Origin of the sequence: Streptomyces sp. ISL-99, from assembly GCF_018614005.1 — a bacterium.
GTDB lineage: Bacteria > Actinomycetota > Actinomycetes > Streptomycetales > Streptomycetaceae > Streptomyces > Streptomyces flavidovirens.
The window spans coordinates 77,651-93,536 of record NZ_JAGGPC010000007.1; the positions used below are offsets into that span (position 1 = coordinate 77,651).

General features: G+C 68.1%; 12 protein-coding genes and 1 tRNA gene. 11 read left to right on the forward strand and 2 right to left on the reverse strand.

The genetic code is table 11. The annotated features are described in order from the left end of the window. The first annotated feature begins 138 nt into the window (after window positions 1–138). Together J7E91_RS04565 and J7E91_RS04570 are read left to right on the forward strand one after the other, a co-directional pair. Window positions 139–330, forward strand: a complete 192-nt coding sequence (locus J7E91_RS04565) for an AlpA family transcriptional regulator (RefSeq protein ID WP_019889482.1) — start codon at window positions 139–141, stop codon at window positions 328–330. Then, complete coding sequence (locus J7E91_RS04570) at window positions 327–1,805, forward strand: site-specific integrase (protein ID WP_308376028.1); 1,479 nt, start codon at window positions 327–329, stop codon at window positions 1,803–1,805. Before J7E91_RS04565 ends, J7E91_RS04570 begins: the two co-directional genes overlap by 4 nt. A gap of 4 nt (window positions 1,806–1,809) precedes the next feature. Here the strand turns inward: J7E91_RS04570 and J7E91_RS04575 are convergent, their stop codons facing one another. Together J7E91_RS04575 and J7E91_RS04580 are read right to left on the reverse strand one after the other, a co-directional pair. Next, window positions 1,810–2,889: a trypsin-like peptidase domain-containing protein gene (locus J7E91_RS04575; RefSeq protein ID WP_214899308.1), complete on the reverse strand. Its 1,080-nt coding sequence runs from the start codon at window positions 2,887–2,889 to the stop codon at window positions 1,810–1,812. A 347-nt stretch (window positions 2,890–3,236) separates the two neighbouring features. After that, a tRNA-Arg gene (locus tag J7E91_RS04580) sits at window positions 3,237–3,308 on the reverse strand. Window positions 3,309–3,522: 214 nt separating this feature from the next. Between J7E91_RS04580 and J7E91_RS04585 the strand changes: the two genes are divergently transcribed. The 9 genes from J7E91_RS04585 to J7E91_RS04625 all read left to right on the forward strand — a co-directional run bounded on the left by J7E91_RS04585 (window position 3,523) and on the right by J7E91_RS04625 (window position 15,812). Further along, entirely contained in the window at window positions 3,523–3,948 is a 426-nt protein-coding gene (locus J7E91_RS04585; protein ID WP_308376047.1) for a response regulator, read from the forward strand. Between the two features lie 90 nt (window positions 3,949–4,038). After that, window positions 4,039–4,989 (forward strand): ArgS-related anticodon-binding protein NrtL, encoded by a 951-nt coding sequence (gene nrtL, locus J7E91_RS04590; protein WP_214899312.1) that lies wholly within the window; start codon window positions 4,039–4,041, stop codon window positions 4,987–4,989. A 16-nt stretch (window positions 4,990–5,005) separates the two neighbouring features. Next, a complete protein-coding gene (lysA, locus tag J7E91_RS04595; protein ID WP_214899314.1) occupies window positions 5,006–6,397 on the forward strand; it encodes a diaminopimelate decarboxylase in 1,392 nt (463 codons plus the stop codon). A 110-nt stretch (window positions 6,398–6,507) separates the two neighbouring features. Beyond that, entirely contained in the window at window positions 6,508–7,809 is a 1,302-nt protein-coding gene (locus J7E91_RS04600; protein ID WP_214899316.1) for a homoserine dehydrogenase, read from the forward strand. Between the two features lie 6 nt (window positions 7,810–7,815). Then, window positions 7,816–8,886: a threonine synthase gene (gene thrC, locus J7E91_RS04605; protein ID WP_214899318.1), complete on the forward strand. Its 1,071-nt coding sequence runs from the start codon at window positions 7,816–7,818 to the stop codon at window positions 8,884–8,886. 282 nt (window positions 8,887–9,168) lie between these two features. Continuing rightward, window positions 9,169–10,089 carry a homoserine kinase gene (gene thrB / locus J7E91_RS04610; RefSeq protein ID WP_214899319.1) on the forward strand — a complete coding sequence of 307 codons (921 nt, stop codon included), beginning with the start codon at window positions 9,169–9,171 and terminating at the stop codon, window positions 10,087–10,089. Window positions 10,090–10,422: 333 nt separating this feature from the next. Beyond that, complete coding sequence (gene rho / locus J7E91_RS04615) at window positions 10,423–12,504, forward strand: transcription termination factor Rho (RefSeq protein ID WP_214899320.1); 2,082 nt, start codon at window positions 10,423–10,425, stop codon at window positions 12,502–12,504. A 325-nt stretch (window positions 12,505–12,829) separates the two neighbouring features. Next, the gene (locus J7E91_RS04620; protein ID WP_214899451.1) at window positions 12,830–14,494 is read left to right on the forward strand and encodes a trypsin-like serine protease; all 1,665 of its coding nucleotides are present in this window, start codon (window positions 12,830–12,832) and stop codon (window positions 14,492–14,494) included. A gap of 202 nt (window positions 14,495–14,696) precedes the next feature. Then, complete coding sequence (locus J7E91_RS04625; RefSeq protein ID WP_214899321.1) at window positions 14,697–15,812, forward strand: LCP family protein; 1,116 nt, start codon at window positions 14,697–14,699, stop codon at window positions 15,810–15,812. Window positions 15,813–15,886: the final 74 nt, after the last annotated feature.

Genomic DNA, 15,886 nt, shown 5'->3' on the forward strand with positions numbered 1-15,886 from the left:
CCCGCCCAACCGCGCCCGGACCGCTGTCTTCCCAGCTCAGAGTACCCGTCATGGCTTTCTGTGTATTCCGTGGTTTCTGTGGCGGCCCTCAGATGCTCCGCTCCCCACCTGCCTTGCTCTCTCGCCCAAGGAGGAGTCGTGGCCAAGCCCCGCGACGAGAAGTTGACCATCCCCGAAGTCATCGAAGAGATCGGCGTACCACGCTCCACGTTCTATCGCTGGCGGCAGCTCAGGAAGGGCCCCAAGGCCATCAAGCTCCCGAACGGATCGGTGCGCATCCGTCGCTCTGAACTGGACCGCTGGATGGAGACCTTGGAGGAATCCGCGTGAACCACCGCAAGGCCAGCGAGACCCCGGGCGCCCGCAACAGCGGGCGCCCGTCCGGGCCTGAGACACCGGCCCCCACCCTTTCCACCGACGTACGGGTGTGGAAGGTCAACAAGGTGAAGAGCAAGAAGGCACCGTACCAACTCCGTTGGACGGTAGCGGGCAAGGTGAAGACGGCCAGCTTCACCACAATCGCGCTCGCTGAAAGTCGCCGCTCGGAATTGTGGCAAGCCATGCGCAAGGGCGAGGCATTCGACGTGGACACCGGTTTGCCAGAGTCCGAACTCCGGGCCGCAGCGGCGAAAGAGAACACAAAACCGGACCCGTCATGGTGGGACTTCTGCCGCGAATACATGGCGGCACGGTGGCGTACCACAGCAGCGAAGACGCGTGAAGGCATTGCCGACAGCCTGGCCACAGTGGCGCTCGCCATGATGGGCGACGGAGCGAAGGCACCGACACCTGAGGAAGTGCGGCTGGCCGTGCGCTGGGCTGTCGTACCGGCTCACAAGGGCGAAGAGCCCCCGCCCGACCTTGTGGCCGCCTGTACGTGGCTCTCCAACCGTTCGCTTCCGCTGTCCTCGCTGACGGACCCGAGAATTCTCCGGGACGTCCAGTACCGGCTTTCCTTCAAGTTGGACGGCACCCCAGCGGCAGGGGAGACGTACAAGCGGCGCCGTCGCGGCTTCAACACCGCCATGGAGCACGCGATCGAGTCGGGCTACCTGGACGAAAACCCGCTCGCCAACGTGAAGCGGACCGGATCCACGGGCGGTGACGTGGTGGATCCTCGGGTCCTGGTAAATGCGGCTCAGGGGACTTCACTCCTCGCGGCCGTCTCGTACGTGGGGTCCGTGCACCGCAATCGCGGCCGTCGGCTGGTCGCGTTCTTCGGCTGCCAGCTCTACGCCGCAATGAGGCCGGCGGAAGTGGTCGGGCTGCGAGAGAAGGACTGCTATCTGCCCGAGACGGGTTGGGGGACCCTCACCCTTCGGGAAACCCGCCCGGTGTCCGGCAAGAAGTGGACCGATTCGGGGCAGCGCCACGACAAGCGGGGGCTCAAGTCGCGTGAGGTCAAAGCTGACCGGCCTGTCCCCATACCGCCGCTGCTGGTTGCGATGCTCCGGGAGCACATCACGGAGTTCGGTACGGCCAAGGACGGCAGGCTCTTCGCCAACGAGCGTGGTGGCGTGCTGGGGACGTCCAGCTACTGGAGGGTGTGGCAGGAAGCAAGGCCCATCGCACTCCCACCGGACAAGGCGGATTCCCCGCTCGCGCACCGGCCCTACGACCTTCGGCATACCTGCATCACGAACTGGCTGAACGCTGGGGTCCCCGTGGCAGAGGTGGCCCGTCGCGCGGGCAACTCCCCAGAGGTCATCCACCGCCGCTACGAGGGCTGCATTGACGGCCACGAGGAGCTGAACAACAGGAAAATCGAGGCGGCGATGGGATGGGAGGAGGAGACGGAGCATTGATCTTCTACACCTGGGGCTCCTCCGTTTCTACCGACGGATGCGACAATGAGATGTAGCCATGCTGGGCAAATAGCCTGGTGGTAGCCTTCAAGGCTGCGGTGATTGCAACGTTGACAGAAGAGCCTGGATCCGCCCCCGTAATGTGAATTCTGGTCATCCGGGGGCGGATTTCGACAAGCTCCGTTTGGTATTCGCTGAGCGCGGCGGTGGCGGTTCGTAGGGCTTGCTCAAAAACCTCAAAATCGTCATCGCAGCAGACCGTTAGGTGGTAGCGCCGCCCATCATCGAAAGAATCCACCGAAGCCAGTACCGGAAAACCACCCGAGATGCCTGGCTCTCCTCGGGTGAAATGAAGGGTCTGTGTATTCCATAGATCATCCCAACCGTCCGCTTGGCACTCGGGCAGCAGTTTATGGTGGGCGAGACATTCGTAAATCGGCTCAATCGACAGGACTGACATGTAGCCGGACTCGGCCGTCCCGTCGTTGGTCAGCAGCGATCGAGTCACTAGACCGAGGGCGAAGCCCCACTCGGAGAACGCGAGGCCACCGCTAAAGCCACCGCGTGCGGTGGCGGACAGAACGAAATGAACGTCGCAAGAGTCGTATAGGTCGACCTGGGCGTTCACCTCTGCGCGTGCGCCGACGAGGACGGGTGTCGTAGACATCGGAATGGGTGGGTACCCCAGAACGACGGCCTCTGACAGCACGAAGTCGCTCTGCCCTAGGAAGTCGTTGAGATGACTTCCAAGGGGAATGACTGGTGTGCGGGGATTGATTTCCTGAACCTTGAAGATTGCCACATCGACTTCAGTGCGAGGGAGGAAAAGTGGTCCTCGCATTAGGGCTAGGACATTGTTTGATACCGAGTGCACAGGGGTGTCGCCGTTTAGGAAAGTATGGGGCACTTCTGTACGCAACTCCTCCTCTGTGAATGGGATGTAAACAGATTCCGTCATGCAAACCTCCCTGATGTGCTTGTTTTCCACCACGTGGCGTGCTGTTACAAATACGCCCTCCCCGACATGAAACGCAGACCCGATACCAAGGTCTCCGTTTGGGGACTCCACCTCGATGTATGCCATCGCTGCGGAATATTTGGTAAAGAGTGCCCGCGCCTGCCCGGAATCCACTTGTGCCCCTGCCCCTCACGTGCTGCTGCTCAGACAGTTCCGCCGGGAGGCTAGCGTTCGCCCGCTCTGAACCGCTGCCCCGGCAAACCTGGTGCACCTGGTGCACCGTGTACTGGTTGGTCTTCAGGGGGCAGCGTAGGTCGGCCAGGGCCTGTCTCAGGGCTCCCGGTCCCACTCGCCACTCACTCGCGATCAGCGATACACAACGACAAAGAGCCGGACCCAGTGAGACTGGGTCCGGCTCTTGAAGTCTGGCACTTCCGCAGGTCAGCGGGTGTTTCACGCTGGTCCGGCTTCTGTGCCCCCGGCAGGATTCGAACCTGCGCACACGGCTCCGGAGGCCGTTGCTCTATCCCCTGAGCTACGGGGGCGTACCGCCGTGGTTAAGCGGCGACGGGTTGAACACTACCAGCTTCGGCCGGGTGTTCATGAACAGGTTTTGGGAGGCCGCACCGGTGCCGCGACAGGCCGGGGCGGGCTCCGGTCGGGCAGGTCGTCGTTGGCTGTCAGCACCCCGTGCGGGTGGAAGTGAGGAAAAGCCGGACGCGGTGGTGAACGGCGACCTACTCTCGAGTTGTGCCAGGCGTGTCCGGCCGCGTGCTTGTTGTGGACGACAACAAGGTCATCCGGCAGCTGATCAGGGTCAATCTCGAGCTGGAGGGCTTCGAGGTGGTGACCGCGGCCGATGGTGTCGAGGCGCTGGACATCGTTCACCGGGTCTGCCCCGATGTCGTGACGCTGGATGTTGTGATGCCGCGGCTCGACGGGCTTCGTACGGCCGCCCGGCTCCGGGAGGACCCCCGGACCGCCCATCTGCCCGTCGCGATCATCAGTGCCTGTACGCAGCACGAGGTGGAGAGCGGGTTCGCCGCAGGCGTCGACGCCTTTCTTGCCAAGCCCTTCGAGCCTGCGGAGCTGGTCAGGCTCGTACGGCAGTTGGTGCACCGGGAGGGCCCGCCGTCAGCCGACGGCAGGCATGAAGCCGGGCAGGCGGGCCGTACGGTCGGCTGAGGTCCGCGCTGAGCCGGGCCTGACCCCGTCCGTGACCGGATGGCGAAACCGGTTCGCGTTGGCACCCCCCTCCTCCCATACGCTTGTCCCGTGACCCCCGCAGAGCTCTCCCGTACCGTGCTGCGCGCCGTGCGTCGCGCCGTGGACGAGGGTGTGCTGCGGGCGCCGGTGCCGGAGCGCGCCGTCGTCGAGCGGCCTCGGCCCGGTGGTCGCGGTGACTACGCCACCAACGTCGCCCTCAAGCTCGCCGGCCCCGCCGGCCGCCCCGCCCGCGAGGTCGCCGAGATCCTCCGGGACCTGCTGATCGGGTACGAGGCGATCTCCGACGTCGAGGTCACCGGGCCCGGGTTCCTGAATGTCACGCTCGCGCAGGACGCGCACGCTTCCGTCGTACGTACGGTCCTCACCCAGGGGCGCGCCTACGGGCACGGCGGCGCACTCGCCGGGGACGTCGTCCGGGTCGGGCGCGGGCCCCTCGCCGACGCCGTGGCCCGGCTCGCCCATGCCCAGGGGGCGACCGTCGTACGGACGGAAACCGGGGAGCCGGGCTCCCTCCCGTCGGCCCTCGTCGCCCGGCTCGGGCGTGACGCCGCCGTGTGGAGCCTTCTCTGGCCCACCGCCACCGCCTCCCCCGACGACCTCCTCGTGCAGCGCGAGAGCAACCCCCTCTTCCGGGTCCGGTACGCCCACGCCCGCACCCGCGCCCTGGTACGGAACGCCGGCACGCTCGGGTTCGAGGGAGAGGGGGAGGGGGAGGTGCCGGTAGAGGGGGAGGGTGACCAATTGCGTCGTGTTCTCGTCGACTACCCCGGCGTCCTCGAAGCCGCCGCCCGCCACCGCGCGCCCGACCGGCTCGCGCGGCACCTGGACATGGCGGCCGAGGCATTCTTCCGCTTCCACGACACCCACCCCGTCCTGCCCCCCGGCGACGAGAAACCCTCGGTCGCCCACCGTTCCCGGCTGGCCCTCGCCGAGGCCACCGGAACGGTGCTCGCCGGCGGCCTGTCCTTGCTCGGCATCAGCGCACCCGAACATCTGTGAGAGAGACAGAAGAGACATGAGCCGTTCCGCACACCCCGCCGGGCCCCGTCACGCCGATGTCTACCCCGAGGGGCACTACACCGCCCCGGCCGCCGATCTCAACGTCCTCGACGAGAAGGTCTGGGCCAGGACGGTCCGGCGTAACAGCGATGGTGTCGTCACGGTCGGCGGCATCGAAGTGAGCCGCCTCGCGGAGGAGTTCGGCACCCCCGCCTACTTCCTCGACGAGGCCGACTTCCGCGCCCGCTGCCGCGCCTGGGCCGACGCATTCGGGCCGGACGCCGACGTGTTCTACGCCGGCAAGGCCTTCCTCTCGCGGGCCGTCGTCCGCTGGCTGAAGGAGGAGGGGCTCAATCTGGATGTGTGTTCCGGCGGGGAGCTGACCACCGCCCTCGACGCCGGCATGCCCGCCGAACGCATCGCCTTCCACGGCAACAACAAGTCGGCCGAGGAGATCGAGAGGGCCGTGCGGGTGGGGGTCGGGCGGATCGTCCTCGACTCCTTCCAGGAGATCGTCCGCGTCGCCCACATCGCGCAGAGCATGGGCAAGCGGCAGCGCGTGCAGATTCGCGTGACTGTTGGTGTCGAGGCTCATACGCACGAGTTCATCGCCACCGCCCACGAGGACCAGAAGTTCGGCATCGCGCTCGCGGACGGGCTGGCCGCCGAAGCGGTACGGCGGGCCCTGCGGCTCGACGGTCTTGAGCTCATCGGCATTCACTCCCACATCGGGTCGCAGATCTTCGACATGGCCGGGTTTGAAGTGTCCGCGCGGCGCGTGGTGCAGCTGCTCGCCGAGGTACGGGACGAGCACGGCGTCGAGCTGCCGGAAATCGACCTCGGCGGCGGGCTCGGCATCGCGTACACCTCCGAGGACGACCCCAGCGAGCCGCACGAGATCGCCAAGGCGCTCCACGAGATCGTCAGCCGGGAGTGTGAGGCCGCCGGGCTCGCCACGCCCCGGATCTCCGTCGAGCCCGGACGCGCCATCGTGGGCCCCACCGCCTTCACCCTCTACGAGGTCGGCACGATCAAGCCGCTGGAGGGGCTCCGTACGTACGTGAGCGTGGACGGCGGCATGTCGGACAACATCCGCACCGCGCTGTACGACGCCGAGTACAGCGTGGCGCTCGTGTCGCGGACCTCGGACGCCGAGCCGATGCTCGTCCGCGTCGTCGGCAAGCACTGTGAGAGTGGCGACATCGTGGTACGGGACGCCTTTCTGCCCGCCGACCTCGCGCCCGGTGATCTGATCGCGGTGCCCGCCACCGGCGCTTATTGCCGCTCCATGGCGAGCAACTACAACCACTCGCTGCGCCCGCCCGTCGTTGCCGTCAATGATGGTCAGGCACGCGTGATTGTCCGGCGCGAGACGGAGGAAGATCTCCTGCGTCTTGATGTCGGCTGATGAAATAGATGTCTCGCAATCTGGACCGGGGACAGAAACTCCCGTCCGGTGAGTGAGACTGGTTCACACTCAAGCAAGAAACGCTGTGCCCAATGAAAGGCGTAGGTCGAATGATGCGTACGCGTCCGCTGAAGGTGGCGCTGCTGGGCTGTGGTGTGGTCGGCTCAGAGGTGGCGCGCATCATGACGACGCACGCCGACGACCTCGCCGCTCGCATCGGGGCCCCGGTCGAGCTGGCCGGGGTCGCCGTGCGACGCCCCTCCAAGGTCCGCGAGGGCATCGACCCCGCTCTGATCACGACTGATGCGACGGCCCTGGTCAAACGTGGGGACATCGACGTCGTCATCGAGGTCATCGGCGGCATCGAGCCGGCCCGCGCCCTCATCACCACCGCCTTCGAGCACGGCGCCTCCGTCGTCTCCGCGAACAAGGCGCTGCTCGCCGAGGACGGCGCCGCCCTGCACGCCGCCGCCGAGGAGCACGGGCGGGACCTGTACTACGAGGCCGCCGTGGCCGGCGCCATTCCCCTCGTACGGCCGCTGCGCGAGTCCCTCGCCGGTGACAAGGTCAACCGGGTGCTGGGGATCGTCAACGGCACGACCAACTTCATCCTCGACAAGATGGACACGAGCGGAGCCGGTTACTCCGAGGCGCTCGACGAGGCCACCGCCCTCGGGTACGCCGAGGCCGACCCCACCGCCGACGTCGAGGGCTTCGACGCCGCCGCCAAGGCCGCCATCCTGGCGGGCATCGCCTTCCACACCCGCGTGCGGATCGGCGACGTACACCGGGAAGGGCTGACGGAGGTCACGGCCGCCGACATCGCTTCCGCGAAGCGCATGGGGTGCACCGTCAAGCTGCTCGCCATCTGCGAGCGCGCTGCCGACGGCAAGTCCGTCACCGCGCGCGTCCACCCGGCGATGATCCCGCTGACCCACCCGCTGGCCTCGGTCCGCGAGGCGTACAACGCCGTCTTCATCGAGGCCGAGGCGGCCGGGCAGCTGATGTTCTACGGTCCGGGCGCCGGCGGCGCTCCGACCGCCTCCGCGGTCCTCGGTGACCTCGTCGCCGTCTGCCGGAACCTCGTCGCCGAGACCACCGGGCCCGGCGAGTCCGCGTACACCCAGCTTCCTGTCAGCTCCATGGGGGAGGTCGTCACGCGGTACCACATCAGCCTCGATGTGGCCGACAAACCGGGTGTTCTCGCCCAGGTCGCGACGGTCTTCGCCGAGCACGGCGTCTCCATCGACACCGTGCGCCAGCAGAGCCGGCAGGACGGAGGCGGCGAGGCATCCCTCGTCGTCGTCACCCACCGCGCGCCCGACGCCGCCCTTTCGGGGACCGTCGAGGCGCTGCGCAAGCTCGACACCGTGCGCGGTGTCGCCAGCATCATGCGTGTTGAAGGGGAGTAAGGACCCATGACCACCATCGGCACCCACCAGTGGCGCGGCATCATCGAGGAGTACCGGGACCGTCTTCCGGTGACGGAGACGACGCCCGTCGTCACGCTCGGCGAGGGTGGCACGCCGCTCGTACTGGCGCAGGTCCTCTCCGAGCGCACCGGCTGCGAGGTGTACCTCAAGGTCGAGGGCGCCAACCCGACCGGCTCCTTCAAGGACCGCGGCATGACCATGGCGATCACCCGCGCCAAGGAGGAGGGCGCGAAGGCCGTCATCTGCGCCTCCACCGGCAACACGTCCGCCTCGGCCGCCGCCTACGCGGTACGCGCCGGGATGGTCTGCGCCGTCCTCGTGCCGCAGGGCAAGATCGCGCTCGGCAAGATGGGCCAGGCCCTCGTGCACGGCGCCAAGATCCTCCAGGTCGACGGAAACTTCGACGACTGCCTGACGCTGGCCCGCAGCCTGTCGGACAACTACCCCGTGGCGCTGGTCAATTCGGTCAACCCGGTCCGCATCGAGGGCCAGAAGACCGCCGCCTTCGAGATCGTCGACCGGCTCGGCGACGCCCCGGACATTCACGTGCTTCCCGTGGGCAACGCCGGGAACATCACGGCGTACTGGCGCGGCTACCGCGAGTACGCGGCCGACAAGATCTCCTCGCGCACCCCGCGCATGTGGGGTTTCCAGGCCTCCGGCTCGGCGCCGATCGTGCGCGGCGAGATCGTCAAGGACCCGCACACCGTCGCCACCGCGATTCGCATCGGCAACCCTGCCTCGTGGCAGTACGCCCTTGAGGCGCGCGACGAGTCGGGCGGCTTCATCGACGAGGTGACGGACCGTGAGATCCTGCGCGCCTACCGCCTGTTGGCGTCGCAGGAAGGCGTCTTCGTCGAGCCCGCGTCGGCAGCCAGCGTCGCCGGTCTGCTCAAGGCCGCCGACGAGGGCAAGGTCGACCCGGGCCAGAAGATCGTGTGCACGGTGACCGGAAACGGCCTCAAGGACCCGGACTGGGCGGTGGCCGGAGCGCCGCAGCCGGTCACGGTGCCCGTGGACGCCGCGACGGCCGCGGAACGCCTCGGCCTCGTGTAGCAGGCGCCCGGCGGGGGCCGGCAGGTGGCGTAAAGCCACGTAAGGCCCCCTAAGGCCAGACAGAGGAGCACAGGACGGTTCGCGACACGCATCGTGCGCCTCCTGTGCGCCCTATGTCGTCACAGAACCTTCCTTCGATAGGCTGTACTCAACCCACCCCGCCGCATATGCCGCGGGTGCTGTTGCCGTCGTGGCCTTCGGGTGTTCGTACGTCAAAATGTCGCAGTCCTCAGAATCTCGCAGTCCCACATTTCGCAGTCCCACAAGGAGAGTCGTCGAGCGATGGCCGGTCCCGCGTTCCGCGCCGCCGCCGTAAGGGTGCGCGTCCCCGCCACCAGCGCAAATCTTGGTCCCGGCTTCGATGCCCTGGGCCTGTCGCTGGGGCTGTACGACGATGTCGTCGTCCGGGTCGCCGACTCCGGGCTGCACGTCGACATCGCAGGTGAGGGCGCCGAGACGCTGCCCCGCGACGAGAGTCATCTGCTCGTACGGTCGCTCCGTACCGCCTTCGACCTGCTCGGCGGACAGCCGCGCGGCCTCGAGGTCGTCTGCGCCAACCGCATCCCGCACGGCCGCGGCCTCGGCTCCTCCTCCGCCGCCATCTGCGCCGGCATCGTCGCCGCACGCGCCGTGACCATAGGCGGCGACGCGCGCCTCGACGAGGCCGCGCTGCTTGAGCTGGCGACCGAGATCGAGGGCCACCCCGACAACGTCGCCGCCTGCCTGCTCGGCGGCTTCACGCTCGCCTGGACCGACGGGGGAGCGGCCAGGGCGATCAGGATGGACCCCGCTGATTCCATCGTTCCGGTGGTCTTCGTCCCCGGCAAGCCGGTGCTCACCGAGACCGCCCGCGGCCTGCTGCCGCGCACCGTCCCCCATGTGGACGCCGCCGCCAACGCGGGCCGCGCCGCCCTGCTCGTAGAGGCCCTGACCAGGCGTCCCGAGCTGCTGCTCGCGGCGACCGAGGACCGACTCCACCAGGACTACCGCGCCCCGGCGATGCCGGAGAGCCTGGCCCTGGTCAACCGACTGCGTGCGGACGGCGTCCCCGCGGTCATCTCCGGCGCCGGACCCACGGTCCTCGCGCTGGTCGAGGACGGTGCGGCCGACAAGGTCGCACGACTGGCGGGCGAGGGGTGGGCGGCCAACCGGCTGGCTCTCGACGCCGCGGGAGCGAGTGTTCTGCCGCTCGGAGCGCAGTGACACGCGATTGCCGGTGAACGAGAGGGGGAATATTTATTGGATCCGGTAGTGTTAATCTCAAGTCTGCACCCGGCGTCCTTGTGGCGCGGTGCATCGTGTCCCCGTTCGGGACCACCATTCTTCCGGGAGCCTCCCCAACTGCCTGAGCAGCCTGCCTGAGCAGTTTTGAGCACGCTCCGGAACCGGCAATGCAAGAGCCGGACCCCCAGCACGTTATTTCTTCCGCCGTATCCGGCGGACCACCGCCCCGGCACGGTTTCCAGACCGCAGTCGGACAGCACAACCGGTCGCCGAGCCAGACAGGCCGACGTCCGCTCCAGGGAAGGACCCTTCGTGAGCGACACCACCGATCTGATGGGCGTGACTGCCGACAAGAATGTCGACAACACCGCGTCCGCCGCAGGTGCTGCCACTGGTAGTGCCGCACGGCGCCGCCGCTCCGGCACCGGCCTCGAGGGCATGGTCCTGGCCGAGCTGCAGCAGGTCGCGTCCGGCCTCGGGATCAGGGGCACGGCGCGTATGCGCAAGAGCCAGCTGATCGAGGTCATCAAGGAAGCGCAGGCCGGAGGCTCGTCCCCGGCCAAGAGCGCCGAGACGGCCGCCGGCTCCACCGCCGAGACCAAGCCGAAGCGCCGTGCCACCTCCAAGGCGCGCACGGGAGACGAGGCCGCCGCGGCCACCGCCGCCGCGCCCGCCGCCGAGAAGGCTGTCGCGCAGCAGCAGATCGACATTCCCGGTCAGCCTGCCAGCGACGACCAGCCCGTCGGCGAGCGCCGCCGGCGCCGGGCCACCGCCCAGGCGGGCAGCCCCGAGACGGCTGTCGCCACTGAGGTGAAGGCCGAGCCCAAGACCGACGTCAAGACCGAGGTACGTGCCGACGCGCAGCCCGAGGCCAAGGCCGAGGCCGCCGTCACCACGTCCCCTCAGGAGGGCACCGATGGCCGCCGGGGTGACCGCCAGGAGCGCGGTCAGCGCGGCGACCGCCGCGAGCGCCAGCGTGACCGTGGCGAGCGTGGTGACCGGGGTGACGGCGCCCGCGGCGACCGCCAGGACCGTGGGGACCGCGGTGAACGCCGTGACCGCGGCAAGGGCGACGACCAGGGCGGCCAGCGCCAGCAGCGTCAGGGCGGCCAGGGCGGCCCCCAGGGCGCCGGACCGCAGGACGACGACGATTTCGAGGGTGGCCGCCGTGGCCGCCGCGGGCGCTACCGCGACCGCCGGGGCCGTCGTGGCCGCGAGGAGTTCGGCAGCGACGCGCCGCCGGTCTCCGACGACGACGTCCTGATCCCCGTCGCGGGCATCCTGGACATCCTCGACAACTACGCGTTCATCCGGACCTCCGGCTACCTGCCGGGCCCGAACGACGTGTACGTGTCGCTGGCCCAGGTCCGCAAGAACGGCCTGCGCAAGGGTGACCACGTCACCGGCGCCGTCCGCCAGCCCAAGGACGGCGAGCGCCGCGAGAAGTTCAACGCGCTTGTCCGCCTGGACTCTTCGAACGGCATGGCAGCCGATTCCGGCCGCGGCCGCCCGGAGTTCAACAAGCTGACGCCGCTGTACCCGCAGGACAGACTGCGTCTCGAGACCGACCCGGGCGTCCTGACGACCCGGATCATCGACCTCGTCGCGCCGATCGGCAAGGGCCAGCGTGGCCTGATCGTGGCCCCGCCGAAGACCGGTAAGACCATGATCATGCAGGCGATCGCCAACGCGATCACCGTCAACAACCCCGAGTGCCACCTGATGGTCGTCCTGGTCGACGAGCGTCCGGAAGAGGTCACCGACATGCAGCGGTCGGTGAAGGGCGAGGTCATCTCCTCGACCTTCGACCGCCCCGCCGAGGACCACACCACCGTCGCCGAGCTGGCCATCGAGCGCGCCAAGCGTCTCGTCGAGCTGGGTCACGACGTGGTCGTCCTGCTGGACTCGATCACCCGTCTGGGCCGTGCGTACAACCTCGCGGCTCCCGCCTCCGGACGCATCCTGTCCGGTGGTGTCGACTCGACCGCGCTCTACCCGCCGAAGCGCTTCTTCGGTGCGGCGCGCAACATCGAGGACGGCGGCTCGCTGACCATCCTGGCCACCGCGCTCGTCGAGACCGGCTCGCGCATGGACGAGGTGATCTTCGAGGAGTTCAAGGGCACCGGCAACATGGAGCTCAAGCTCGACCGGAAGCTCGCCGACAAGCGCATCTTCCCGGCTGTCGACGTCGACCCGTCCGGCACCCGCAAGGAGGAGATCCTCCTCAACGCGGAAGAGCTCGCCATCGTCTGGAAGCTGCGCCGGGTGCTGCACGCACTCGACTCGCAGCAGGCGATCGAGCTCCTGCTGGACAAGATGAAGCAGACGAAGTCGAACGCCGAGTTCCTGATGCAGATCGCGAAGACGACTCCTTCGGGCAACGGCAGCGACTGACCGCCGCAGCGCCAACTGAGCCGCCCCGTCACGAAAGTGGCGGGGCGGCTTCGTCGTGTCCGGCTGTACGCCCACCAAACGCCTCCAGCGCGGAGATGTTGCCAAGTTGTGTTCACCGGTCGGTCACAAGTGGCTGTTGGTGTACGGGAGTCGGTCGTACGATCATTCGGCCACAGGTGGGGGGATCCATTTGGGGCGTCCTCATCGACATCTGAATCAGGAGTCCCGAGTGATCTCTGGCAAGCAGGGCGGCAAGCACCGCCGCCGGATACGCATCGCCGTGCCGGCCGCCGCCACCGCGATCGCGGCCGCTGTCGCCGGTGCGATGCTGATGGCCCCGGCGAACGCCGCCGCGGTGCCGCCGCCCAAGCCCACGATCAAGCCGGCCGTCACCTCGCCCTCGCAGGCGGAGCTGGAAGCGCGTCTGGAGGCCGCGGCCAGGCAGGCCGAGGAGCCGTCCAAGGGCGCCAAGTTCTCGTCCGGCTCGTCGGGCTCGGCCGACCCGAAGGTCATCGGCGGTACGGAGACCAGCATCAGCTCCGCCCCGTGGATGGCGCAGCTCTTCTACGAGGACGGCGAAAACTCCTTCTTCTGCGGCGGCGCCGTCATCGCGCCGACGAAGATCCTCACCGCGGCGCACTGCGTCAAGGGCGCGGACTGGAAGAACAAGGGTGTCGTCGTCACCGGCACCGAGACGCTGGCGACCGACGCGAACCACGGCGGCACCGTCACCGGTGTCTGGCGGCAGTGGAACCACCCGTCGTACAGCGACTACACGCTCGACAACGACATCGCGGTCCTGACCCTGGCCTACCCGGTCACGGCCAAGCCGATCAACATCACGAAGTCGGACGACACCACGTCGTACAAGCCGGGGACCATGGCCACGGTCTACGGCTGGGGCCGCACCTCCTCCACCAGCAACGACATCTCGCCGACGCTGAAGAAGGCGACCCTGCCCATCAACTCGGACGCCACGTGCGAGGACTGGCAGCTCGGCGGCGAGTTCATCCGGAACCACATGGTCTGCGCGGGCGAGCCCGCGAGCGGCCAGGACGAGGGCACGGAGACCGCCTGCAACGGTGACTCGGGCGGCCCCCTGGTCGTCGGCGGCAAGATCGTCGGTGTGGTCTCGTGGGGCGTCGAGAACTGCGTGGAGGAGGGCGCGTACAGCGTCTACTCCAAGGTCTCGTGGTACGCCGGATCCGTCGTCCCGCGGGTCGACGACGCCAACATCACCAACGACCACCGGTCCGACGTACTGGCCCGTCGCAGCGCCTCCGACGGCACGCTCTACTACTACGCGTCCAAGGGCACCTCGTTCGCCACACGCGAGTCGGTCGGCAACTACAGCAACGCCAATGTGATCCTCCAGGCCGACCTCAACCGGGACGACTACGAGGACATGATCATCCGGACCAAGTCCGGAGACGTCTGGTGGTCGCACTACGTGCCGTCCACCGAGGAGTGGGCCGACACGAGGATCGCGTCCGGCTGGGGCTCCAGGAAGCAGATCATCGTCCCCGGTGACGTGACCGGCGACGCCCTGCCCGACCTCCTGTCCGTCGACTCCGCAGGCGTCCTGTGGATCTACCCGGGCAAGGGCAACGGCACCTTCTCACCCCGCATCCAGGTCGGCAGCGGCTGGAGCCAGTTCAACTCGGTGCGCGGCAACGGTGACTTCACCGGTGACGGCAAGACCGACCTGATCGCGCGCAAGTCCAGTACGTCCGAGATGTTCCTCTACAAGGGGACGGGCAAGGCGGGCACCGGCGCCTTCGCCGCCAAGGTGAAGGTCCGTACGTGGAGCGGCTACAACGCCTTCGACGCGGCCGGTGACGTCACCGGTGACGGCAAGGCCGACTACCTGGCCCGTACGCCCGGCGGAACGCTCTACCTCTACCCGGGCACCGGCAAGGCCACCTCGGAGATCTTCGCCACACGCATCAAGATCGGTACCGGCTGGCAGCAGTACAACATCTTCGGCTGAAAACCCTGGTGAGAGGGGACTTCGGCCCCTCTCATCCGCACCGCCGACGCGCGCCCTGTGGCCCCTGCCCCCAGCAGGGGCCACAGGGCGTTGTGCAACCCTTCACGGTGATCCGTCGTCTGACAAGTGTCGTAAGTGCCGACATACCGTGCCTGATCGCCACGGCAGGGGGAATCGGAACCAACGAGGGCTGGGGAGAAACATGGCCGGAAAACAGAGCAGGAGCAGCCGAATACGCGGGACCGGCAAACGCCGGAAGGAGCCGGAACCCAGCGGCCGCCCCAAGGCGCTGACCGCCACCGCCTGGGCCGCCGCGGGCGTGGTGCTGCTGGGCGGCACCGGACTCGGTTACGTGTACTTCAAACTCAACGGCAATCTCAAGGGTGTTGACATCAACACCCAGCTCGGTGGCGACCGCCCCGACGACGTCGACAACGGCTCCCTCGACATCCTCGTCCTCGGCTCCGACTCCCGCTCGGGCGACAACGCCGAGTACGGCGAGGACGAAGGCGGCGCCCGCTCCGACACCGCGATGGTCATGCACGTGTACGAGGGCCGCAAGAAGGCCAGCGTCGTCTCCATACCGCGCGACACCCTGATCGACCGCCCCGCCTGCGCCTCGGACAGCGGCGGCGGGACCGTCCCCGGCGCCGGCCACCAGATGTTCAACACGGCGTACGAGGTGGGCGGTCCGGCCTGCGCCGTCAAGACCGTCGAGAAGATGTCCGGCATCCGCATGGACCACTACGTCGAGGTCGACTTCACCGGCTTCAAAAAGCTCATCGACGACCTGGGCGGCGTGGAGATCACCACCAAGCAGGCCATCGACGACGGCAAGAGCCATCTCCACCTCAAGCCCGGCCCGCACACCCTCGACGGCGAGCAGTCGCTCGGTCTCGTACGGACCCGCAAGAGCGTCGGCGACGGCAGCGACCTCGGACGCATCCAGCTCCAGCAGGCCTTCATGAAGGCGCTGATCAACCAGGTCAAGGACGTCGGCGTTCTCACGAGCCCCAAGAAGCTGTACGACCTGGCCGACAGCGCCACCCGGACCGTCACCACCGACTCCGACCTCGCCTCGGTCAATGAGCTGGTGAGCTTCGCGGGCGGCCTCAAGGGCATCGGCGCGGGCGACATGAAGATGGTGACGCTGCCCGTGCAGTACGACCCGGCCGACCCCAACCGCGTCCTCCCGCTCCAGCGCCAGTCGAAGCAGGTCTGGGACGCCCTGCGCCGGGACAAGCCCGTGCCGGCCTCCGCGACCAAGGACTCCGCGGGCGACAAGGGCGACGCGGGCAAGGTCGTACAGAGCCAGTAGCGGGCGGGGAATAGTTCCGGCCGGTCCCCGGTTTTGGGAGATGCGGCCAGTGCTGGCAGACTGGTACGTCGGCC

Bases quoted from the DNA above. Each gene is read 5' to 3' on its own strand.
- J7E91_RS04575 (WP_214899308.1), bottom strand. From the start codon at position 2,889: ATGGCATACATCGAGGTGGAGTCCCCAAACGGAGACCTTGGTATCGGG.
- lysA (WP_214899314.1), top strand. From the start codon at position 5,006: ATGAGCCGTTCCGCACACCCCGCCGGGCCCCGTCACGCCGATGTCTAC.
- J7E91_RS04600 (WP_214899316.1), top strand. From the start codon at position 6,508: ATGATGCGTACGCGTCCGCTGAAGGTGGCGCTGCTGGGCTGTGGTGTG.
- thrC (WP_214899318.1), top strand. From the start codon at position 7,816: ATGACCACCATCGGCACCCACCAGTGGCGCGGCATCATCGAGGAGTAC.
- thrB (WP_214899319.1), top strand. From the start codon at position 9,169: ATGGCCGGTCCCGCGTTCCGCGCCGCCGCCGTAAGGGTGCGCGTCCCC.
- J7E91_RS04620 (WP_214899451.1), top strand. From the start codon at position 12,830: ATGCTGATGGCCCCGGCGAACGCCGCCGCGGTGCCGCCGCCCAAGCCC.
- J7E91_RS04625 (WP_214899321.1), top strand. From the start codon at position 14,697: ATGGCCGGAAAACAGAGCAGGAGCAGCCGAATACGCGGGACCGGCAAA.